This window comes from Nocardia bovistercoris (assembly GCF_015674855.1).
In the GTDB taxonomy this organism is placed as follows: Bacteria; Actinomycetota; Actinomycetes; order Mycobacteriales; family Mycobacteriaceae; genus Nocardia; species Nocardia bovistercoris.
Genome location: NZ_JADMLG010000006.1, coordinates 336,971 through 361,688, shown reverse-complemented (window position 1 = coordinate 361,688; position 24,718 = coordinate 336,971). Strand labels below are relative to the sequence as shown.

At 70.1% G+C, this 24,718-nt stretch carries 6 protein-coding genes; 4 read left to right on the top strand and 2 right to left on the bottom strand.

The genetic code is table 11. The features are described from left to right. Positions 1 to 437: 437 nt before the first annotated feature. On the bottom strand, positions 438 to 1,631 hold the full coding sequence (locus tag IT779_RS17230; RefSeq protein WP_232541817.1) for an acyl-CoA dehydrogenase family protein: 1,194 nt from the start codon (positions 1,629 to 1,631) through the stop codon (positions 438 to 440). Between the two features lie 139 nt (positions 1,632 to 1,770). Between IT779_RS17230 and IT779_RS17225 the strand changes: the two genes are divergently transcribed. Then, a complete protein-coding gene (locus IT779_RS17225; protein ID WP_196150327.1) occupies positions 1,771 to 2,280 on the top strand; it encodes a DoxX family protein in 510 nt (169 codons plus the stop codon). 24 nt (positions 2,281 to 2,304) lie between these two features. Then, the gene (locus tag IT779_RS17220; protein WP_196150326.1) at positions 2,305 to 3,819 is read left to right on the top strand and encodes a class I adenylate-forming enzyme family protein; all 1,515 of its coding nucleotides are present in this window, start codon (positions 2,305 to 2,307) and stop codon (positions 3,817 to 3,819) included. A gap of 132 nt (positions 3,820 to 3,951) precedes the next feature. Here IT779_RS17220 and IT779_RS17215 read toward each other — a convergent pair whose 3' ends face one another. Further along, positions 3,952 to 4,764, bottom strand: a complete 813-nt coding sequence (locus tag IT779_RS17215) for a hypothetical protein (RefSeq protein WP_196150325.1) — start codon at positions 4,762 to 4,764, stop codon at positions 3,952 to 3,954. Positions 4,765 to 5,796: 1,032 nt separating this feature from the next. Between IT779_RS17215 and IT779_RS17210 the strand changes: the two genes are divergently transcribed. Beyond that, entirely contained in the window at positions 5,797 to 23,973 is an 18,177-nt protein-coding gene (locus tag IT779_RS17210; RefSeq protein ID WP_196150324.1) for an amino acid adenylation domain-containing protein, read from the top strand. Positions 23,974 to 24,100: 127 nt separating this feature from the next. Next, positions 24,101 to 24,667: a nuclear transport factor 2 family protein gene (locus tag IT779_RS17205; RefSeq protein ID WP_196150323.1), complete on the top strand. Its 567-nt coding sequence runs from the start codon at positions 24,101 to 24,103 to the stop codon at positions 24,665 to 24,667. Positions 24,668 to 24,718: the final 51 nt, after the last annotated feature.

Sequence of the window (24,718 nt, the reverse complement as noted above, 5' to 3'; positions counted from 1 at the left end):
GGTCGCGGCCGTCTCGCGTCCCTGCGTCGGAGACATGGCGACGCAGGAGCAAGTATCGAACGCTGGGACGCGAGACTGAGGGGCCGCGAACCCGCGGCGCCGAAGGCGCCGCAAAATAAACACAGCCGCGTTCAACCATTGGGTAGGTGTGCTTCCGGGTGGTGCCGTGCCTGGCGAGCTCGGCCCGACAAGGCCTTTGGGTAACTGTACTTCCGGGTCGTGCGGTGCCCGGCGAACTCAGCCCGACGGGTTGGGTGGGGCGGCTGAGTGTTCGACTTCCATAGCGCCTCACGGCGTGCGATTGATGCCTGACGGTTACGGCCGGCGGTTCAACGTCGCCGGGCCGCGGAACAAATGTCGGCGCGTGGACGCGATGGAACTCCGGTGGGCGATGCCGACCGGGGTTCCGCCGTATGAGGAAGGCCGCGGGCGGTGTGCTACTTGGTGGTGCGTTCGGCGTTGCGGACCAGGCCGCCGCCGATTATGAGGCGTTGGATTTCGCTGGTGCCTTCGTAGAGGCGGAGTAGGCGGACGTCGCGGTAGATGCGTTCTACCGCGACGTCGCGCATGTAGCCGGTGCCGCCGTGGACCTGGACGGCGGAATCGGCTACGCGGCCTGCCATTTCGGTGCAGTAGAGTTTGGCTACCGAGGGGGCGATTCTGCGGTCTTCGCCTGCCACCCAGGCTCGGGCGGTGTCGCGGACCAGGGCGCGGCCTGCCATTACGCCGGTTTGCATGTCGGCCAGGTGGGCCTGTACCAGCTGGAAACGGCCTATGGGGGTGCCGCCTTGGGTGGCTGTGGCGGCGTAGGTCACCGATTCGTCGAGGGCGCGTTGTGCGGTGCCTACCGCCAGGGCGGCGATGTGGACGCGGCCTCGGGCCAGGGAGGTCATGGCGGCGCGGTAGCCGATGTCTTCGTTTCCTCCTACCAGGGCTTCGTCGCCGACGCGTACGTCGCGGAAGTAGACCTCGGCGGTCCAGGCGCCCTCTTGGCCCATCTTGCGGTCCTTGGGGCCTACTTCGACGCCGGGGGAGTCGGCGGGGACCAGGAATACCGAGATGCCCGCGCCGTTCTCGTCGGCGGGGCGGGTGCGGGCGAAGACGACGAACAGGTCGGCTACGGGGGCATTGGTGATGAAGCGCTTCTCGCCGTTGATCACCCACTGCTCGCCCGCGCGGGCGGCGGTGGTGCGCAGCGCGGCGGGGTCGGAGCCCGCGCCGGACTCGGTGAGGGCGAAGGACGCTACGACCTCGCCCGAGGCGATGCGTTCCAGCCAGCGGGTCTTCTGGTCGTCGGTGCCGAAGCCGACCAGTACCTGGCCCGCGATGCCGTTGTTGGTGCCGAAGAGGGAACGCAGCGCGAGGGTGGTGTAGCCGAGTTCCATCGCCAGTTCCACGTCCTGGGCGAGGTTCAGGCCGAGGCCGCCCCATTGCTGGGGGATGGCGTAGCCGAACAGGCCCATGGCCTTCGCCTGGTCGACGATCTCGTCGGGCATCCGGTTCTGTTCGGCGATCTCACGTTCCCGCTTCATGACGATATCGCGCACGAAAACCCTTGTCTGGGCGAGTATCTCGCGGAAATCCTCGGCGGTGACCGTGTCGTCGGCACTGGACGCGTTCGTCATGGGCATGGCCTCTCGTTCGCGGGCGGCACCGGGCGTCGCTTGACCGCCCGCCCGGAGTGTCTAACATTACTGTAATGCTAGCGGTATGGGATACGGGATATGTTTCGGGCGCGGTGTCGCGCGGCGCTGATCACGGGGTGCGGCGATGACGGCGCTCGATGCGGGCGTGCTGATCCTGCGCGTGTGTCTCGGCCTGACCTTGGCCGCCCACGGCTACAACAAATTCTTCGGGGGCGGGCGGATACCGGGAACTGCCGCATGGTTCGACAGTATCGGGATGCGGCCCGGCATCGTGCACGCGCGCCTCGCCGCGGGCAGTGAGGTCGGTGTCGGCCTCGCGCTCGCCCTCGGGCTGCTGACGCCGCTGGCTGGAGCGGGATTCGTGGCGCTAATGCTGGTCGCCGCATGGACCGTGCATCGGTCCAAAGGGTTCTTCATCGTCGGCGAAGGCTGGGAATACAACCTGGTACTCGCTGTGGGCGCGGTCGGCGTCGCCACCATCGGGCCGGGCCGGATCAGTGTCGACCACCTGCTGTTCGGCGCCGACCGGGTGGACGGCGTGATCGGCTTCGCGATCGCGCTCGGCCTCGGCGCGGTCGCGGGCGTCGGGCAACTCGCCCTGTTCTACCGACCACCGGCCCGCGCCGAAGCCTGACCATCGAGCCGGAGAGAGTATCGGATGTCCACTCAGCATCGTGACGAGAGCGATACCGCCGCCGTCGAATTCGCGCGGACGTTGGCTCGTCGGCTTGCCGAATACGGCGATCGGCCCTGTATCGAATTCGAGCGTCGCTGGTACTCGGGCGCGCAGGTCGGCGACTACATCACCCGGATCGCGGCGGCCCTCGATGCCGTTGGCGTGCGCCCACACGAGCGGGTCGGCGTCGTCGTGCGCAACCGTCTGCCGCACGCCGCGGCGGTGCTCGGTTTCCTCACCGAACTCAGGCCCGTGGTGATGATCAACTCCTATCAGTCCGCAGCGGCTATCGCGCGCGACATCGAGCAGTCGGCGCTGGTCGCGGTCGTCGCGGACCGGCAGGACTGGACGGAGCCGGTTGTCGCGGCATGCGAAGCGGGCGGTGTCGCGGGCGTCGCGATCTCGATCGAGGAACCCGCCGTGGCGGCCGTCACAGCGGGGGATCGGTCACGGATCGATCACGCGGCGGTCGAACGCAGCGCCCCCGGCCTGCACATACTCACCAGTGGCACCACCGGCCCGCCCAAACGGGTGCCGATCCCGCTGTCCGCGCTGGGACACACGGTGCGCAGCATGACCGGCGGCGCCACGGCGGCCGCGCCCGACGATCCACCGGAACTGGTGTACTGGCCGTTCGGCAGCATCGGCATCTGCCAGCTGCTTGCCGCGCCCTTCCTCGGCAAGCGCATGGTGCTGCTGGAGAAGTTCACCGTGCCCGACTGGGTGCGCGCGGTGAGGACCTACCGCGTGCGGCGCACCGGCGTGCAGCCGACGATCGTGCGCATGATCCTCGAAGCCGAGGTCCCGCCCGAGGACCTGGCGAGCCTGGACTACCTGCCCGGCGGCTCGGGTCCGCTGGAGCCGGAACTGCGCGAGGAATTCGAGCGCCGCTACGGCATACCGCTGCTGTGGGCCTACGGCGCCACCGAATTCGCCGGGTCGGTATGTGCGTGGACACCCGACCTGCACGAGAAGTTCGGCCGTGCGAAGGCGGGCAGCGTCGGTCGGCCGCTGCCCGGCGTCCTGGTGCGCGTGGTCGACCCCGACTCCGGGACCGAAGTGGAGGCGGGCGCGTCGGGCCTGCTCGAAGCGCAGGTGGCCGCGCTCGGCGCGACGTGGGTGCGCACCACCGACCTGGCCACCGTGGACGCCGACGGCTTCGTCACCATCCACGGCCGCGCCGACGGCGCCATCAACCGCGGCGGCTTCAAGATCCTCCCGGAGACCGTGCGCAATGTCCTGCTGACCCATCCGGCGGTGCGCGACGCCTGCGTGGTCGGAGTCGCCGACCACCGCCTCGGTCAGGTCCCCTTCGCCGCCGTGCAGCCCCGCCAGGGCGCCCCGGCCCCGACCGAAACCGAACTACTCGAACTCGTCCGCGACTGGCTGCCGGGCCACCACGTGCCCGTGAGCATTGTCATAGTCGACGAACTACCCCGCAACGCGGCATTGAAGGCCAGAACCGACGCGGTGGCTGCGCTGTACCGCCCGCGCTGACATCTGGTCTTCGAACCCAGCCGGTGGGTGCCGACCGGTTCCGGCGTCCTGCGCGCTGTCCGGAAGAACGATCCGCGCCACGTACGGTCGACGTGATCCGCGGTCGGCCGGGCCACCTCACGAGCGGCGGATTCAGGGTGCGGGTGGCGGGTCCAATGGTGCGTTGTAGCCCTGGACCGCGCCTACGCCTGCCCCGATGACCGCGCCCGCTATGACGGCGGGGGCGGCGATGAAGGCGGCGACCATGGTGGCGCCGATCACCGGGCCGACCACCAGGCCGGTGGGCAGGAAAGGGATACCGAGAACGAATCCGCCGACACCGCCGACCACCGCGCCCACGGCGGCGGCGACCGGGGCGGCCACCACGCCCCCGACCACCGCGCCGACGGCGGCGTCGCCGATCATCTGTGCGGCGACCTCGTCGGAGCGGACCGGGTCCATGCCCGAGCTGTCGAGCACGTCGGAGACGGTGTCCTCGACCTCGGCGGTGCCCGAGTTGAACTGGGCCGCCTGTTCGGGGGTGACGATGCTCGGGCGGCTGAATTCGACGCTGCCGATGCGGATCTCCTCGGCCTGCGGTGGCGCGGCCGGATCGGAGTCGGCTATCGGTGTCGGGTTCGGATCGGAGTCGGCGACCGGCGCGGGTGTGACCGGCGGCGCCAGGTTCGGAATCCGGAACGGGAGGTCCGGAATCCCGAACGGCGTGGCGGCTGGGCTCGGCTGTCCGAGATCGGCCGTCGGCAGGCCGAGCGGCAGGGCCGTGAGCGGGCCCGGCGGGGGCGCGAAGGGTAGGGCGAGGGGTGGCGGGCCCGAGGGGCCGTCGTCGGCGATGGCCGGGGATGTCCCGGCCACGGCCGCGCAGACCGCGCCGCCGAGCAGCACGATGGCCGGGCGCAAGGCGGGGGAGCGGCGGTGTGCGGCGGTGGATCTGCCGAGTGTGCCCATGGGTTACCTCATTTCCGGATAAGGCCCTACTGTTCTCATTCGGAGCTGCGGCGCGCGCGGATGGGCGGAGATCGGCGTGTCTGTCCGAAGGGGTGCCCCCGCCGGTGTTCGCACGGCTCGGAGGCGGGTTCGACGCCGCCGGGGATGGGGCGAAGTGTGCGTGTCGGGGCTGCGGCGATCATCACAGCCAAATGTTTGCCCGATCGGGTGAAGAAATCGAATTCCGCACAAGAATTTTCCCTGTCTGACGGTGTCGGAGCATAGTACTCAGGCCGTTGGTGAAGGTCGAATGAATTCGTCTATCGCTAGCATTTCGATATCTTCCGATATTGCGGTCGAAGAGTCTGCCATAAGTGATCGGTCGATATGGGCGGGCCTTCGGTCGGTGCTCGCGAAAGCCGTTGCGGACTGAAGTACCCGTGGTTATGATCGCAGGTTCAAGCTGGTTGTCGACACAAGAAGAAGTGCATCGGCGACCGCCGGTCGGATTGTCTTCGACCGCACCGCGCTACAGCGGGCGTAACGTTCGCCGTGGGAAGGTGCGATGAATCCATAGCGAGAATCGACGACAGTGCGGTCGTTCGATGAGGAAACGAATCGACCCCGGACTGTACGTCCAGGGTCTGTCTGGTGCAAGCAATGGAAAATAACGATAGCAAGTATTTGCTGACCGAAAACTACTCCCTTTCGAGTCCTTTCGGTTATTCGAAATCTCGGGTCATGGCGCTGCCGATGGGCCGCCGACTCCGCAATCGACGGATCCGCCTCAAACCGGCGCGTCCGGCGCGCTCTCACTAGCTCCCAGCGCGGTCGAGCTAGCGGGCGATCGAATCAACGGTGCGCGTAGCCGCGGATTCGCTCGATCCCTTGAGCGCTTCTCTCGCGAGCATCTCGCCGCGGGCGGCTTCGTCGCCTGGCGGGGCGACTCGCCCGACGGCACACCAAGCCTGTCGACCCCGTACGGCCGGGCCCTCGGTGGCCGCGGCGGCGGGCGGACTTCTGGAACGACGAATGCGTGGAGGTGGGGGTCGGATGACCACATCGCGATCGATTTCATCGCAGCCCGGTTCGGTATCGCAGCCAGGTTCGGATGACCTTCCCGGTCACCCGGCATCCGGTGGCGAGGCCGGAACACACGGCGACGGAAAGGGATTCACCGGTCCGGCGACGCCCGAGATACTCCAACTGTCCGCCGCGCAGCGCGGCATCTGGTTCGCCCAGCACCTCGCGGGCTCCTCACCGATCTCGGTGGCCCAGTACGTCGAGATCGTCGGTGAGCTGCGCACGGAACTGCTCGTCGAGGCGTGCCGTACGGCCAGTCGCGAATTCGGTTCGGGGCATCTGCATCTGCTCGAGGTCGACGGCGAACCGCGCCAGTATGTCGACCACGAGGTGGGCTCCCCGGTGTCGATCCTCGACCTGCGCGGCTATGCCGATCCGATGGCGACCGCGCACCGGCTGATGGCGCGCGACTACTCGGCGCCGCTGGACCTGCTGCGCGACGACCTCATGAAAAGCATCGTCTTCCAGGTCGATTCGGATCAATACCTGTGGTATCAGCGCGCCCATCACATCGCGCTCGACGGGTATGCCGCGGTCACCATGCTGCACCGCATCCGCGAGCTCTACAACGCGTGGTGGCGCGGCGAGCAACCGCCGCCGTCCAAGGCGAACGACCTGGGCGACCTCATCGAACAGGACCTCGCGTACCGCGGTTCCGAGCGTTTCGGCAACGATCGCAAGTACTGGACCGAACATCTGGCGGGCGCGCCCGCGGTGGTGAGCCTGGCCGGTCGCGTGAGCAAGCCGACCATCCACCCGGCGCTGGTGAGCACGCCGCTGCCGGAGGACACCGCGCGGCTGCTCGACGAGACCGTCGCCGCGCGCGGCACCAGCGTGGCGCCGGTGATCGTGGCCGCCTTCGCCACCTATCTGGCCAGGATGACCGGCAGCGAGGAAGTGCTGCTGAGCCTTCCGGTGTCGGGTCGCCACTCCGCGGTGCTGCGCCGCTCGGGCGGCATGGTCGCGAATGTGGTCCCGCTGCGGGTGCGGGTCGCAGGCAGCGATGTCGGCGACGTGATCGCCGCCGCCCAAGGCGAATTGACGAGCGCGCTGCGCCGCCAGCGCTACCGCCAAGAGGACATCTTCCGCGATATGGGGATCGCGCGCGACGAGGCGGCCTCCTTCGGTCCGGCCGTGAACCTGATGATGCTGGAGAACGAGATGCTCTTCGGCGAGACGGCGGGGCGCCTGCACGTCCTGACCTCGGGACCCACCGCCGACCTGTTCGTCAACATCTACCCCGGCGCGGGCAAGAACAGCACCCACATCGATTTCCAGGGCAATCCGAACGTCTACAGCCCCGATGACCTCGCGGCGCACCACCGGCGTTTCCTGATGTTCCTGCACGAATTCCTCGCGGGCGCCGATCGCCCGATCGGCGAGCTGTCGCTGCTGACCGACGAGGAACGAGACGCGCTACTGCCCGTGCGCGGCCCGCGCGGCGACCGGACCCGGCTGCTGCCCGACCTGCTGGCCGACGGCGTGGCCCGCGACCGCGACGCCACCGCGATCGTCGCCGCGGGCGAGACGGTCACCTACGGCGAATTGGACGTGCTCTCTTCGACATTGGCGCGCGAGCTGATTTCGCGGGGATGCGGCCCCGACACCGCTGTCGGTATCGTGCTGCGGCGCTCGGTCGAGTCGATCGTCGCGGCGTGGGCGGTCGCGAAGTCCGGTGCGGCGATCGTGCAGATCGACCCGGACTATCCGCCCAAGCGGATCGAGCACATGTGCGCCGACAGCGAAGTGCGCGTGGCGATCACGGCCGCGGCCTTCGCCGACCGACTGTCCGACGGTGTGCGCGCCGTGGTGCTCGACGATCCCGAGGCCGCGCGAATTCGCGAGCGGGCGGCGTCGGATCCGATTCGCGACGACGAACGGACTCGCCCGCCGCACCCCACCGATCTCGCCTACGTGACCTACACCTCGGGTTCGACCGGCACACCCAAGGGCGTCCAGGTCACCCACGCCGGTCTCGCCAACCTCGTCGCCGACCGCGCCGCCGCCTACGGCATCGACGCGACATCCCGGGTGTCGTATGCGCTTTCACCGAGCTTCGACGCGTCCATGGAACAGTTCCTCACCTGCTTCGCCACCGGCGCCGCCTTGGTGGTCGTGGCGCCGGAGGTGATCGGCGGCGAACGTCTGACCCGTCTGCTCGCCGACGAGCGCGTCACCCATCTGACCCTGACCCCGACCATGCTCGCCACCGTCGACCCGGCCCCGCTGACCTCGTTGCGCGCGGTGGCCGTCGGCGGTGACGCCTGCCCGCCGCACGTCCTCGAGCGGTGGACCCGGAACGTGGTCGTGCACAACGAATACGGGCCGACCGAGGCCACCGTGACCGCGGCGGGCGCGGTCGTGACGGACGAGGGCGAACACACCGTCGGCGGACCCGTGCGCGGCGTGTCGGCCATGATCCTCGACGCCGCGATGCAACCGGCTCCGAAGGGCACCGCGGGCGAGTTGTATCTGGCCGGACCGGGTTTGGCGCGCGGCTACAGTCACCTCTTCGGCCAGACCGCGGCCCGGTTCGTGGCCGACCCCTACGGCGATCCCGGCGAGCGCATGTACCGCACCGGCGATCTCGCGCGCTGGGTCGGACCGGAGTCGGCGATGTCACTGGAGTTGTTGGGCCGCACCGACTTCCAGGTCAAGATCCGCGGCTACCGGATCGAACCGGGCGAGATCGACGCCGCGCTCACCGCGCACGCGGATGTGGACCTGTCGGCCACGGTCGCGGTGCGCAACAACGCGGGCGCGACCGTACTCGCCTCCTACGTGGTGCCGGTGCGCGATCACCGGATCGACCCGGTCGACATCGAGCGTTTCGCGCGCGAAACGCTACCGCCGCACATGGTTCCTGCGGTGATCCTGCCGATGGACAGCCTGCCGATGAACGCGTTCGGCAAACTCGATCGCGATGCGCTGCCCGAGCCGGTGTTCGCGGCGGCGCGGGCGGGCCGCGCGCCGTCGACGCGGCGTGAGATCGCGATCGCGGGCCTTTTCGCGGAGGTGCTCGGCGTGCCGCAGGTCGGCGCTGACGACAGTTTCTTCGCCCTCGGCGGCGACAGCATCCTGTCGATCCAACTGGTGGCGCGGGCCAAGGCCGCCGGATTGGCGTTCACCACACAGCACGTGTTCGAGCACAAGACCGTCGCGGGTCTGGCCGCCGCGGCCACCGAGGTCGCCGACGAACCCCGGTTGCGCGAACTGCCGGGCGGCGGAGTCGGCTCGCTGCCGCTGTCGCCGATCATGCACGCCATGCTCGGACGCGGTCATATCGATCGGTTCGCGCAGGCGGCGCTCGTGGAACTGCCCGACGGCGCCGACCGGGCCGAACTGGTGCGCGCGCTGCAAGCGCTGCTCGACCACCACGACATGCTGCGCGCGGTCCTGCGCGACGGCGCGAGCGAACTCGACGTGCGCGAACCGGGCGCGGTCGACGCCGCCGACGTGATCGACGGCGCCCGGCTCGAGCGCCGCGACGCCGCGGAGATCGACGGGTATCTGCACGCGGCAGCGGACCGCCTCGATCCCGCCGCAGGCGCGCTGGTGCGGCTGGCGTGGCTGCGCGACGCCGACGGCACGCGCCCGGACCTGCTGTGGCTGGTCGTGCACCATCTCGCCGTGGACGCCGTCTCGTGGCGCATCCTGCTCACCGACCTCGCGCACGCCTGGCAGCAGGTGCGCGACGGCGGCGTGCCGAGTTTCGCGCCGAGCACCACCACCTACCGGCGGTGGGCGCACGGACTGGCGGAATGGGCGCGAGCCGGGCACACCGAGGAGCTGGAATTCTGGAAAGGCGTACTGGCGCGGGGTGATCGGTTGCTCGGCGCCCGCGATCTCGACCCGGAACGCGATATGACGGCCACCGCGGGACGGATCAGGACGCGCATACCCGCCGAGGTCACCGAGGCGGTGCTCACCACGGTCCCCGCGCGGTTCAACGGCAGCGCCAACGACGCGATCCTGACCGCGCTCGCGCTCGCGCTCGCCCGGCTGCGTGGCGGACGCGACACCTCGAACGAGGGCGGGCTGGTGTGGCTGGAAGGGCACGGCCGCGAGGAGCAGGCGGTGCCCGGCGCCGATCTGAGCGCCACCGTCGGCTGGTTCACCACCCGGTTCCCGGTCCGCGTCGACCTGAGCGACATCGATCTCGACGACGCCTTCGCGGGCGGCGCGGCGGCGGGCGCGGCGGTCAAACAGGTGAAGGAGCGACTGCGGGCGGTGCCCGACAACGGCATCGGCTTCGGCCTGCTGCGCCACCTCGATCCGCGCGGCGCGGCCGAACTCGGCGACACGCCCGCGCCGCAGATCAGCGTGAACTATCTGGGACGGGTCGGCGCGGCCGAACAGTCCGGCGCGTGGACGCCGACCACTGAGTTCACCGCATTGACCGCAACCACCGACGCCGCGATGGCGCTGCCGTCGGTACTCGGCCTCGAGGCGATCGCCGTGCCCGGACCCGACGGCCTCGAACTCGACGCCACCTGGGAATTCGCCGCACAGATCCTGACCTCCGCCGAGGTCGAGGAACTCGCCGACCTGTGGGTGCTGGCGCTGCGCGGACTCGCCGAACACGTGCGCTCGGCGACCGCGGGCGGTTTCACGCCGTCGGACTTCCCGTTCGTGTCGGTCTCCCAGGCCGACGTCGACCGCTGGCGCCTCGACTACCCGACCATGACCGAGGTGTGGCCGCTGACCGCCCTCCAATCCGGCCTGCTGTTCCACGCCGTCTACGACGACGAGGGCAGCGCCGACGGCTACGTGGTGCGCGCCGTGCTGACCCTGGCGGGCACGGTGCACGCCGACCGGATGCGGCGCGCGGCGCAACTGGTCGTCGATCGACACGACAGTCTGCGCGCGGCGTTCGTGGAGAGCGCCGAAGGACCCAGGCAGATCGTGTCGCGCGAATGCCGCATCGAGTGGCGTCAGTCCGATCTCACCGACATCCACGACGCGGGCGACCGCGAGCGCGAACTGCGGAGGCTGATCGAGGCGTCCGGCGCGCCGTTCGATCCGGCGCGCGCGCCGCTGCTGCGGTTCCATCTGGTGCGCGTCGCCGCGCGGGAGTACCACCTGCTGCTGGCCAACCATCACATCGCGTTGGACGGCTGGTCGATGCCGCTGCTGCTGCACGACCTGGTCTCGCTCTACCGCACCGACGGCGACCAGTCCGAACTCGCGCCGCCGCGGTCCTACCGCGACTACGTGCAGTGGCTGCACGGCCAAGACCGCGAGGCCGCGATCGCCGCGTGGCGCGCCGCCCTCGACGGCATCGAGAGCCCGACCCGGGTCGCGGGCGAACCGGACCTCTCGGTCGCCGCGCGCGACGCGGAGGTCGCCCTCGACCTCGACGGCGCGACCACCGCGGCGGTCCTCGAACTCGGCCGCACCCACGGCGTCACCGCCAATACCGCGCTGCAGGTGGCGTGGGCGCTGCTGCTCACCGTGCTGACCGGCCGCTCGGATGTGGTGTTCGGCAACACGGTCTCTCATCGCCCGCCGCAGATCCCCGAGATCGAGCGCATGGTAGGGCTTTTCATCAACACGCTGCCCGTGCGGGTGCGGCTGGACCCGAACGAGTCGGTGGGCGAGCTGCTGGTGCGGGTGCAGGCCGAACAGGCCGCGATGCTCGACTACCGGCATGTCGGACTCGCGGAGTTGCAGCGCGCGACCGGCGTCGCCGAGATGTTCGACACCGTGACCGTGCTCGAGTCCTATCCGATCGACCGGGAAGGGCTGGCGGGCACGCTCGACGACGCGGGCCTCGAGGTCGTCGACGTCGAGGCGCAGGACGCCACGCCGTATCCGCTGAGCCTGCAGGTGACCCCGCCGCGGCCGCGTCCCGACGGGCGTTCCGACACCCGCGAACCGGGCGCGTACGCGGTGGCGCTGAAGTTCGCCACCGACCGATTCGGTGTCGAGGAGGCCGCGATCCTGTTGGAGCGCTTCGCCTCGATGCTGCGCCAGATCGTGACCGGCACGGACCGCAAGGTCGCCGCGATCTCCTCGTGCCGGGAATCCGAACGCGCCGAACTACTTTCGGTCGGATCTACGCCGGAGAACACCGAACTCACACTCCGCAGGATCCTCTCCGACACCGCGCGAGAGCATCCCGACGCCACGGCCGTCCGCTTCGGCGACACCGCGCTGACCTATCGCGAACTCGACCGGCGCGCCGATGCCCTCGCCGTGCGGCTCATGAATCGCGGTGCGCGCCCGGAATCCTTCGTTGCCCTCGCCCTGCCCCGTTCGATCGAGCTCGTCGAGGCGATCTGGGCGGTGGCCAAGACCGGCGCCGCCTTCGTCGCCCTGGATTCCGACAATCCCGCCCACCGCCTCGCCGAGCTGCTGTCGGATTCGCGGACCAAACTCGGGGTGACCGACAGCTCGGTGGCGCCGCGGCTTCCGGAGACCGTCGACTGGCTTGTGCTCGACGCGGGCGAGGATCCGCCGCAGCCCATCGGCATCCCGACCGCTGTCGAACCGCTGCGGCCAGACAACGCCGCCTACGTGATCTACACCTCCGGGTCGACCGGCAAGCCGAAGGCCGTCGAGCTCAGCCATCGCGGGCTGGCCGACGTGGTTCGGGCGCAGGCCGAATCCTTCGGCGCCGGACCGGATTCGGTGGTGTTGCAGGTCGCGTCGCCGGGATTCGACGCCTGCCTGTCGGAACTGCTGCTCGCACACAGCAGCGGCGCCTGCCTCGTGGTGGCGCCCCCGCACGTGTACGCGGGCAGCGATCTCGCGGAACTGCTGCGCGCGGAACGGGTTTCGCACGCGATCATCACACCGTCCGCGCTGAACACCATGGACCCCAGCGGACTTCCGGCGCTAGAGGCGGTCGCCGTGGTCGGCGAGGCGACCGGTTCGGACACCGTGCGGCGGTGGGGGACCAACCATCGGCTGATGAATCACTACGGCCCCACCGAAACCACGATCTGGGCGACCGGCTCCGACGATCTGCGCCCCGGCGAACCCGTCTCGATCGGCGGACCGATCCGCGGCGTCTCGGTGACCGTGCTCGACATGTGGCTGCGCCCGGTGCCGGTCGGCATGACGGGCGAACTCTACATCGGCGGCCCAGGACTCGCGCGCGGCTATTTCGACCGCCCCGACGTCACCGCGTCGCGTTTCGTCGCCGACCCGAACTCCGGGCAACGGATCTACCGCACCGGCGACGCCGTGCGCTGGGTGCGCGGTCGCGCGGGCCTGGAACTGGACTACCTCGGGCGCAACGACCAGCAGGTCAAGATCCACGGACTGCGAATCGAGACGGGCGACATCGACGCGCACCTGGACCGGAACGCCGCCGTCGCCGTCGCCGCCACCGTGGTGCAGGACGGCCCGGCGGGCGAACCGGTGCTGGTGTCCTACGTGGTCGCCGCGCCCGGCGCCGCCCTCGATGTGCGGGCGCTGCACGAGGATCTCGCGAATACGCTGACCTACTACATGAATCCGACCGCGATCGTGGAACTCGACGCGATGCCGCTCACCGCCGCGGGCAAGATCGACCGGAACACGTTGCGGCGGCGCGCCTTCGAATCGGAGGCGGTGGACGGCAGGGCGCCGTCGACGCCCGCCGAACGGATCATGGCGCAGCTGTTCGCCGATGTCCTGCACCTGGACGAGGTTTCGGCGGAGAGCAACTTCTTCACCCTCGGCGGCGACAGCATCGTGTCGATGCGATTGGTGGCGCTGGCGCGCTCGGCGGGCCTGATCATCACCCCGCGCAACGTGTTCGAGGCCAAGACGGTCGCCGCGCTGGCCGCGATCGCGCGCGGCAACCCGGACGCGGTCGACGACCGGGAACCGGACGGGCCGGTGGGCCGGGTCGCGGGTCGCGCGCCGCGGCCGTCGGACTTCCCGCTGGTCGCGCTCACCGGCGCCGACGTCGAACACCTCGAGCAGCGCTACGACGCGCCCGCCGATGTGTGGCCGCTGTCGCCGATGCAGTCCGGTATCCACTTCCACTCGACATTCGACTCCGAAGGCGCCGACAACTACACCGTCCGGACGATGATCGAGTTCTCCGGCGAGATCGACGCCGCCCGCCTGCGCCGTGCTGCGCAAGCCGTGGTGGACCGGCACGACATCCTGCGCGTCGCCTTCGCCGAGACCACATCGGGACCGTGCCAGATCGTGTCGCGGCACGCCGAGGTCCGGTTCCGCGAGGTCGACCTGACCGCGGAAACGGGAACCGATCTGGCGGCGGTGGCCGAGGCCGACGCCGCCGATGGCTTCGACCTGTCCGCGCCGCCGCTGCTGCGCTTCACCCTGATCCGCACCGGCCAAGGCGCTTTCGCCCTGAACATCACCAATCACCATGTGATCCTCGACGGCTGGTCGATGCCGCTGCTGCTGCGAGACCTGTTGGAGTACTACGGATCACCATCGCGGATCGGTGTTGGTGAGCCCGCGCCCACCTATCGCGACTACCTGACCTGGTTGGCTCGCCAGGACGTCGCGGCCTCCACCGCCGCGTGGGCGCGGGAATATTCGGATATCGACGGACCGACCCTGGTGGCCCGCGCGCCCGCGGGCGGTTCGACGGCGGCGGGCGAGGTACTCGCGCGCCTGTCCGCGTCGCGTTTCGAGCAATTGCGCACGGTGGTGGCCGAATCCGCCGTCACCGTCAATACCGCCGTCGCCGCCGCGTGGGCCATGAACCTGCGCGTGCTGACCGGTGCGACCGAGGTGATCTTCGGTTCCGCGGTCTCGGGCAGGCCGCCGCAGCTGTCGATGGTGGATCAGACGCTCGGCATGTTCCTCAACACCGTCCCGGTCCGCGTGCGACTCGCGCCGTCGGTGACGCCGCGCGAGTTGTTGGCCGACATCCAGGCGCAGCACGCGCGCATGCTCGACCACCACTTCGTCGGGCTGCCCGACATCCACCGCGCCGCGGGCGTGCCCGCGCTGTTCGACACCGCGCTGACCTTCCAGTCCTTCCCGCTGGACCGGCGAACCCTGCAGCAGCTCGTCGCCTCGGCGGGACTGCGCGTGGACAGCGTCGGCGGCGTGGACGCCACCCCCTATCCGCTGAGCCTGGTCGTCGCGCCGATAGCGGCCGAAGACGACGGCGCGCAGGAACTTCAGATCAGCCTGCGCTATCTGGAACACGAATTCGCCCCCGAACGCGCGCGCGAGATCCTCGATCGCTTCGTGGATCTGCTGTCCCGGATCGCCGCGAACCCGACGACTCGACTCGCCGCGATCACCCCATCGACCGCGCTGCCGCCGACCCCGCGGCACGTCCACATCCCCGGTGTCTCGCTGCCCGAGATCCTCGCCGCGTCGGTGGCCCGCGACCCCGACGCGCCCGCCGCGACCTTCGGGACCACCACCATGACCTACCGGGAACTCGACGAGCGTTCGAACCGCTTGGCGCGAGTCCTGTCCCAGCGCACGATCGCGGGACAGTCGGTGCTGGCCTGCGCTTTCCCGCGCTCGACAACGGCGCTCGTCGCCATCTGGGCGGCCGCGAAAGCGGGCACGGCATTCGTCCCGGTCGATCCGAAGCTACCGCCGGAGCGCATCGAATACCTGCTCTCCGACTCGAAAGCCGTACTCGGACTGACCGATACCGCGTCGGTGGGGCAGCTGCCCGAGAGCGTCGAGTGGCTCGTCCTCGACGACGAGCACACCGCGGGTCTCGTCGACGCGGCCTCGCCCGCGCCGATCTCCGATGCCGAACGGGGCGGCCCGATCCACCCCGACCGCACCGCCTACGTGATCTACACCTCCGGCTCGACGGGCACCCCGAAAGGTGTGCTGGTCAGTCATCGCGGTCTGGCCGATCTGGTCGCGGCCCAGCGGCGCGTGCTCGGCGTCGACCACCGCGCGTCGGTGTTGCAGGTGGCGGCGCCGAGTTTCGACGCCTCGCTGTTCGAACTGTTGATGGCGCACGGATCGGGCGGGCGGCTCGTCATCGCCCCGCCGGATGTGTACGGAGGTCCCGACCTCGCGGATCTGCTGGGCCGCGAACATGTTTCGCACGCCGTGGTGACGCCGTCGGCGCTGGCGACGGTCCCGCGCGATGGACTCGACGGGTTGCGGGTGCTGGCTACAGCCGGTGAGCAACTGGGATCGGAACTGGTCGACCAGTGGGCGCCGGGGCGGTCGGTGATCAACCTCTACGGGCCGACCGAGGCCACCATCTGGGCCACCGCGAGCGCGCCGCTCGCCCCCGGCGCACCCGTCACGATCGGCGGCGCCGTCGGCTCGGTCACCGCGGTGGTTCTCGACACCTGGCTGCGTCCGGTGCCGAGCGGGGTCGCGGGCGAACTGTATCTGCTCGGTCCGGCCCTCGCCGACGGCTATGTCGGCAGGCCCGATCTGACCTCGGCCTGCTTCGTGGCCGCGCCGTTCGGCGCGCCCGGCGAGCGGATGTACCGCACCGGCGACATCGTGCGGCGCGACGCCGAGGATCGGCTGGAATTCCTGGGCCGCGACGATTCCCAGGTGAAGGTGCGCGGCACCCGCGTCGAGCTCGGCGAGATCGACGCCGCGCTGGCGGCGCGCGCGGACCTGACGTTCGTGGTCACCGTGCCGCGCGGGGACGAGCGACGCGCGGTGACGCTGGTGTCCTACGTGGTGCCCGCGCCGGGCGCGACGGTCTCCGGACCCGAATTGCGCGCGTCGCTGACCGAAGTACTGCCGCCGTACATGATGCCGTCCGCGGTGCTCGTGCTCGACGACATCCCGCTCACCGCCAACGGGAAACTCGACCGGCGCAGGCTGCCGGAACCGGACTTCCCGGTGCGCGCGTTCGCACCGCCGACCTCGTGGCTGGAGGCGGTCGTGGCGCGCGCCTTCGAACAGGTCCTCGACCTGGACCGGGTCGGCGTAGACGACGACTTCTTCGCCCTCGGCGGCGATTCGCTGCGCGCCTCCCTCGTGGTGGCGCGGGTCGGCGCGGCGCTGGACGCGCGGGTGCCGGTGCGCGCGCTGTTCGAAGCGCCGACGGTCCGCGCGCTGGCCGAGGCCGCGGACGCGCTCGGCGGCGCAGGTCGAGTGCCGCTGACGGCTGCGGCGCGTCCCGAGCCGGTGCCGCTGTCGCTGGCGCAGCAGCGCATGTGGTTCCTCAACCGGTTGGAACCCGAGTCCGCGGCCTACAACATCCCCGTGATGCTGCGGCTGTCCGGCAAGCTGGACACCGAGGCGCTCGCGGCGGCCCTGCGCGATGTGATCGCCCGCCACGAAGTGCTGCGCACGATCTATCCGGAGACCGAGGGCGAGGCCCGCCAGCTGATCCTGGACGAACCGACCGTGGCGATCGAAGTCGGCCGGGTACATGCAGGCGATGTGCGCGCGGCCGCCGCGACCTTCGTCCACCGGGGTTTCGACGTGACCGCCGACGTGCCGATGCGAGTCGGCCTGTTCGAGGTCGACGACGCCGCCGACGGCGCCATCGGACAGTTCCTGCTCGTCCTCGTCGTCCACCACATCGCCGGTGACGGCCAGTCCATGGGACCGCTGGCGCGCGACGTCATGACCGCCTACGCGGCGCGGCTGTCCGGTCACGGGCCGGTCTGGGAGCCGTTGGAGGTGCAGTACGCCGATTTCGCGCTGTGGCAGCGGCAGGTGCTCGGATCGGCCGACGATCCCGACGCGCTGATGCACGCGCAGTTGGCGTACTGGCGTTCCACGCTCGCCGGATCGCCGGATCACCTGGAACTGCCCGCCGACCGGCCGCGTCCCGCCGTGGCGTCGCTCGCGGGCGGCCGGGTGCCGGTGGAGATCGACGCGCACCTGCACGGCCGACTGCTCGACCTCGCCCGCGCGCGCGGTTCGTCGCTGTTCATGGTCGTGCACGCCGCGCTCGCTGTCCTGCTCGGACGGCTCAGCGGCAGCGACGACGTGGTGGTCGGCACACCCGTCGCGGGCCGCGGCGAACCCGGCCTCGACGCGCTGGTCGGCATGTTCGTCAACACGCTGGTGCTGCGGACCGCCGTTGACGGCGCGCAGCCGTTCGCGCGCATGCTCGACCGGGTCAGGGAGACCGACCTGGAGGCGTTCGAACACGCCGACGTGCCGTTCGAGCGGGTCGTGGAGGAACTGAATCCGGCGCGGTCGGCGGGACAGCACCCGCTGTTCCAGGTCGCGCTGGCGTTCCAGAACCTGTCGACGGTCGAGGTGGTGCTGCCCGAGGTCGCGGTGTCGCAGTCCGATCTCGACACCGGGATCTGCCAGTTCGACCTGCAACTGGTCATTTCCGACACCTACGCGAAAGATGGTCACGCGCAGGGTGTCTCGGGCATGATGATGTTCGCGCGCGACCTGTTCGACGAGGCGACGGTCACCGGCTTCGTGCGGCGTTTTCTGCGGATACTGACCGCGATCGCCGAGAATCCCGCGGTGGCGGTGGGCGATATCGAATGGCTCGACGCCGATGACCGGTCGTGGTTGCTGTCGCGAGTCGGCCAGGATGCCGCGCCCGCGCCGATGCTGCTGCCCGAGGTGTTCGCCGCCGCGGTCGGTGCGAACGGCGACGGGGCCGCGGTGGTGTCCGAAGCAGGCGAGCTCACCTACGCCGAACTCGACGAACGGTCGAACCGCTTGGCGCGGTTGCTGATCCGTTCCGGCGCCGCACCCGAACAGCGAGTCGTGGTCGCGATCGAGCGGTCGGTGGAATCGGTGGTCGCCTGGTGGGCGGTGGTGAAATCGGGCGCGGCCTACGTACCGGTCGACCCGCGCTATCCGACCGCCAGGATCGCGCAGATGATCTCGGATTCCGGTGCGGCGCTCGGTCTCACGACCTCCGGCGCGCGCGCCGCGCTGCCCGACTCGGTGGCGTGGATCGGTGTCGACGACGCCGCCGTGGTCGAGCGGATCGCCGCACTCGACGGCCACCCGATAGCACAGGACGAACGACTACGTCCGCTGCGCGTGTCGAACGTCGCCTGGGTGGTCTTCACCTCCGGTTCCACCGGTGTGCCCAAGGGCGTCGCCGTCTCCCACGCGGGCGTCGCCGACTACCTCGCCGCCCAGCGCGCCGACACCGCACTCGAATCCGACTCTCGCGTCCTGCATTTCGCCTCGCCGTCCTTCGACGCGTCGCTGCTGGAGATCCTGCTCGCGGTGAGCGCGGGCGCGGCGCTGGTGGTGGCGCGCTCGGATCTGCACGGCGGCGACGAACTGGCCGAACTCCTGCGCGCCGAACGGGTGACCCACGCGTTCGTCACCCCCGCCGCGCTGGCCTCGGTGGAACCGGAAGGACTCGACGACCTGCGCACGGTGATGTCGGGCGGCGACGAGGTGCCCGCCGATCTGGTGCGGCGCTGGTCCCGCACCGACCGCGCGGGCCTGCGGCGGTTCCGGGTGCTGTACGGCCCCACCGAGACCACGGTGGTCGCCACCGCGACCGGCGAACTGCGCCCCGGCGAATCGCCGACCATCGGCGGGCCGCTGCCGGGTATGCGGGCCATGGTGCTCGACCCCCGCCTGCGGCCGGTGCCGATCGGGGTCGGCGGCGAACTGTATCTGGCGGGTCCGGCGCTGGCGCGCGGCTACCTGAACCGGCCCGGAACCTCGGCGTCGCGGTTCGTCGCCGACCCGTTCGGGGAGCCGGGACAGCGCGTGTACCGCACCGGCGACGTGGTGCGCTGGACCGCCGATGGCGCCCTGGAGTTCGTTGGCCGCAATGACTTCCAGGTCAAGATCCGCGGCTTCCGCGTCGAACTCGGTGAGATCGACGCGCTGCTCGGCGCGCGCGAGGACGTGGCGTTCGCGGTGACCGTCCCGCGTCGCGACGGCGCGGCCCCGCTGCGCCTGGTGTCCTACGTGGTGGCGGCGGTCGAGGCGAGCCCGTCGGCCGAGCGTCTGCGCGCGGCGCTGGCCGAGGAACTGCCCGCCTACATGGTGCCCGCCGCGGTCATGGTGCTCGACGAGATCCCGCTCTCGCCCAGCGGCAAGGTCGATCGCAAGGCGCTGCCCGCGCCAGTGGTGGCCACCCGGCAGTTCCGCGCGCCCGCCTCGCCGGTGGAGGAGATCGTGGCGGGCGTATTCGCCGAGGCGCTCGGCGTCGACGGCGCGATCGGCGCCGACGACGACTTCTTCGACCTGGGCGGCAACAGCCTGGTGGCCACCCGCGTCGCCGCGCGGATCGGCGCCGCTCTCGACACCACCGTCCCGGTGTCGATGATCTTCGAGGCGTCGACGGTCGAGAAGCTGGCCGCCCGCGCCGAAACCCACACCGACGCCGCACGGGCGCCACTGACCGCTGGCCCGCGCCCGCAGCGACTCCCGCTCTCCTACGCCCAGCAGCGGATGTGGTTCCTGAACCGGTTCGAACCGGATTCGCCCGCCTACGGCATCCCGATCGTGCTCCGCCTCTCGGGCGGGCTGGATGTGGCCGCACTGCGCTCGGCGGTCGACGACGTGCTCGCCAGGCACGAAGTGCTGCGGACGGTGTACCCGCAGGTCGAGGGCGAACCCGTGCAACTCGTCCTGCCCGCCGCCGAAGCCACGTCGGCGCTGACCGTGCTCCCGATCGCCGAATCCGAACTGCCGGAGGCGATCACGGCGCTGCTGGCGACCCCCTTCGACGTGACCGTCGAGATGCCGTTCCGCGCCAACCTGTTCGACCTCGGCGGCGACGACTGGGTGCTGGCCGTGGTGATGCACCACATCTGCGGCGACGGCTCCTCGCTCGGCCCGCTCGCGCGCGACATGATGACCGCCTACCAGGCCCGAATGGGCGACGAGGCGCCCGCCTGGACGCCGCTGCCGGTGCAGTACGCGGACTACGCCATCTGGCAGCGCGCGGTCCTCGGCGCCGAGGATGATCCGGACTCGGTGCTTCGCGCCCAGATCGACTACTGGACAGAGCAATTGGCCGACCCGCCCGCACTGCTCGAACTGCCCGCCGATCGCCCGCGCCCGCCCGCGCAGTCCTACGCGGGCGCGACGGTGCCGATGCGCGTCGACGCCGACCTGCACGCCGAACTGCAACGGATCGCGCGTGCGCACAACACGACCCTGTTCATGGTCCTGCACGCCGCGCTGGCCGCCACCCTGGCCCGCCTCGCGAACGCCGCCGACATCACCATCGGCACCCCGTACGCGGGTCGCGGCGAGCCCGAACTCGACGACCTGGTCGGCATGTTCGTCAACACCCTCGCGCTGCGGACGCGGTTGCGCGCGGACATGTCGTTCACCGAACTGCTCGAACAGGTCCGCGAAACCGACCTCGCCGCCTTCGGCCACGCCGACGTGCCGTTCGAGCGGCTGGTGCAGGAACTGAACCCGGTGCGCTCGCGCGCGCACCACCCGCTGTTCCAGGTGATGCTGGCGTTCCAGAACCTGGCGAGGACCGAGCTCGAACTGCCGGGTCTCGCACTGTCGGGCGTGGACGCCGAGACCGGCACGTCGCTGTTCGACCTGCAGGTCACGGTGTCGGACACCTACGACGAGACCGGCGCGCCCGCCGGGATCACCGGCGTGCTGACCTACGCCACCGACCTGTTCGACGCGAGCACCGTCACCACCTTCGTCGACCGCCTGCGGCGCATGCTCGACGCACTGGTGTCCGACCCGTCGCGGCCGGTGTACGAGGTGGACCTGCTCGACGCGGACGAACGCGAAGCCGTACTGACGCGGTGGAATTCGACCGACCGCGACCTGCCCGCGCACGAGACGCTCGCCTCCGCCTTCGTCCGCGCGGCACGCGAACACGCGGACCGTCCCGCGCTGATCTCCGGCGACCGCACCGTGACCTACGCGGAGTTCGCGGCGCGGGTGTTCCGGCTCGCGCGGTGGCTGATCGCGCGCGGTGTCGGCCCGGATTCGTTGGTGGCGCTGCGGATGCGGCGTTCCCTCGACCAGGTGACCGCGATGTACGCGGTGCACGCGGCAGGCGGCGGCTACGTGCCCGTCGATCCCGACCATCCCGCCGAACGCGTCGAGTACATGCTCGAAACCGCGGGCGCCGAGATCGTGCTCACCTCGCTGGACGGGGTCGACCTCTCGGGATTCGACGACGCACCGGTGACCGACCGCGATCGGCTCGCCCCGCTGCGCCCGGACAACATCGCCTACCTGCTGTTCACCTCCGGATCCACAGGCAGGCCCAAAGGCGTTGCCGTCCAGCACCGTTCGGTCCTGAATCAACTGCGCTGGATCGTCGGCTCCTACGAGCTGACCTGCGCGGACGTGGTGCTCCAGAAGACGCCTGCGACCTTCGACGTATCGGTGTGGGAGATCTTCGCGCCGCCCATGGTCGGCGCGCGGACGGTGATCGCCATGTCCGACGGCCACACCGATCCGGCCTACCTCGCCGAAACCATTGCCGCGCACCGGGTCACGGTGACCTCCTTCGTGCCGTCCATGCTCGCGGTGTTCGCCGACGCCGCGCCGTCGGCGCCGATGGACTCCTTGCGCGCGGTGCTCATCGGCGGCGAGGCATTCGGTCAGGATGTCGTGCGAGCCGTGCGGTCGGTGCTGCCCGAGACCGCACTGCACAACCTCTACGGCCCGACCGAATTCACCCTGCACGCCACCGCACACCAGGTGCGCGAATCCGATACCGGGAGTATGCCGATGGGCGCGCCGGTATGGAACGCGCGAGCCTACGTGCTCGACGCCCGACTGCGCCCGGTGCCGCCCGGCGTCGCGGGCGACCTGTACCTGGCGGGCGACCAGATCGCCCGCGGCTACCACGCGCGCCCCGGCCTGACCGCCGAACGTTTCGTGCCCGATCCGCACTCGATCGGCGAATGCATGTACCGCACGGGCGATTCCGTGCGATGGCAACACACCGGGGAGCTGGAATACCTGGGCCGCACCGACTTCCAGGTGAAGCTGCGCGGTCTGCGCATCGAACTCGGGGAGATCGAAGCGGTATTCGCCGAACACGAGTCCGTGGCGAGGGCGATCGTCTCCGTGATCACCACCGAGACCGTGGACTATCTCGTCTGCTACTTGATCCCCGCCGCGGGCGCGACAGTCGACACCGACGCCGTCGTCGCCCGCGCGGCAGGCGAACTACCCGGCTACATGATGCCGACCACGGTGATGGTGCTCGACACGGTGCCGCTCACCCCCTCCGGCAAACTCGACCGCGCCCGCCTGCCGAAGCCGGTCCTCGCCGTCGGTGAGTTCCGCGAGCCGTCCTCCCCGCTGGAAGAGGAGGTCGCCCGCGCCTTCGAGCAGGTGCTCGGAGTGCCGAAGGTCGGCGCTGACGACGACTTCTACGCCCTCGGCGGGAACTCGCTGCGCTCGGTGCAGGTGGTGAGCGAATTGAAGAAGGAACTCGACGTCGAGATCCCGGTCCGCTGGATGCTCTCGGACCCGAGCCCGGCCGAGTTGGCCAAGCGCATCGAGTCCGGGATGCGTTCCGGCGCCGACCTCGAGGAAGTCCCCGCCTTCGGCCTCGACGTACTCCTGCCCATCCGCACCGAAGGCGACCGCCCGCCGCTGTTCTGCGTCCACCCCGCCTCGGGCCTGGCCTGGTGCTATCAAGCACTGGACCGCTACATCACCGAAGACCGACCGATCTACGGTATCCAGGCGCCCCAGATCAGCGGCGAAACCCCCGGTCCCCGAACCATCGCCGACATCGCCGACCGGTATTTCGCCGAAATCCGCACGGTCCAGCCACACGGCCCGTATCACCTGATGGGCTGGTCGATGGGCGGCCTGATCGCACACGCCGTCGCCGCCGCGATCCGCGCCGCGGGTGAAGAGGTAGCGCTACTCGGCCTACTGGACGCGGAGTCCAGCGGCATCGACGCCGACTCGGTCACCACCATCACCGCGGGCGAACTCGTCAGCAACCTCGGCCCCGTACTCGGCATCGATTTCGTCCGCGCCGACGCGACCGCGGCCCAAGCCGCCGAACAGATCGCGGAATACCTCGACGGCGGCCTCGACATAGACGCCGCCACCCTCGAACGCCTGACCGACGCCTACAACCTGTCCATCCTCGCCGCCGCCGAATGGGAGCCCCCCACCGTCGACACCGACATGCTCTACTTCACCGCCGCCCGCGACCGCCGCTCCGATGCCACCGGCCACCGCGGCTGGATCCCCTTCGTCCAGGGCCGAGTCACCAACTTCCACATAGACGCCACCCACCTGGCGATGACCGAACCGGCCGCCATCGCCCAGATAGCGAGGATCCTGAACTCCCGACTGGACTGACCCGCTTGCCGCGCGGCGACGCAATGGCCTTTTACACGTGTATAGCCTACTGTAAGGTCGCGGTTGACACCGGAGCTGCGCGTCGTGCGCTGGGGGCCGCACAGTCGACATCGGAAAGGACCACATCGTGACCGAGTTTCCTCGCGCGGAACTGGAGGAGGTCGTCCAGCAATGGCTGGCGGCCAATATCGAAGCCGAACGTAGCGGTGACTGGCGGCCGCTGGCGGACTTCTTCGTCACCGACGGCACTTACGGCTGGAACATCGGTCCGAACGACGACGTCATGTGCGTCGGAATCGAGGAGATCCGCGACATCGCGTTCGGCCAGGAGATGGAGGGGCTGCTCGGGTGGCGCTACCCGTATCAGCGCGTGTTGATCGATGAGAAGCTCGGCGAAGTGCTCGGGTTCTGGAAACAGACCGCCACCGACACCGACGGCGTCGAGCACGAGGTGTACGGGCTCGGCGGTTCGTGGTTCCGCTACGCGGGCCACGGGAAGTGGGCGTGGCAGCGTGACTTCTTCGACTTCGGTCACGTCGTCGATCTCTACGTCCGGTTGCTCAAGTCCGGCAAGGTTTCTCGTGAGTTCTCCGCGCGGATGGAGAAGAGCGCGGGTGCGGGCAGGCTCCCCGGTTGGTACCCGCTGGGGGAGACGCCCGCGCCGCTGTGGCCGCCGACCGAATCCACCCCGTGAGCACCGGCGGGCACGCGGCCCGCCGATGCGTGCGGCGGTAGCCGACACTTC

Excerpts from the sequence above, each read along its gene's own strand:
- IT779_RS17230 (WP_232541817.1), bottom strand. The coding sequence starts at position 1,631 with ATGCCCATGACGAACGCGTCCAGTGCCGACGACACGGTCACCGCCGAG.
- IT779_RS17225 (WP_196150327.1), top strand. The coding sequence starts at position 1,771 with ATGACGGCGCTCGATGCGGGCGTGCTGATCCTGCGCGTGTGTCTCGGC.
- IT779_RS17220 (WP_196150326.1), top strand. The coding sequence starts at position 2,305 with ATGTCCACTCAGCATCGTGACGAGAGCGATACCGCCGCCGTCGAATTC.
- IT779_RS17215 (WP_196150325.1), bottom strand. The coding sequence starts at position 4,764 with ATGGGCACACTCGGCAGATCCACCGCCGCACACCGCCGCTCCCCCGCC.
- IT779_RS17210 (WP_196150324.1), top strand. The coding sequence starts at position 5,797 with ATGACCACATCGCGATCGATTTCATCGCAGCCCGGTTCGGTATCGCAG.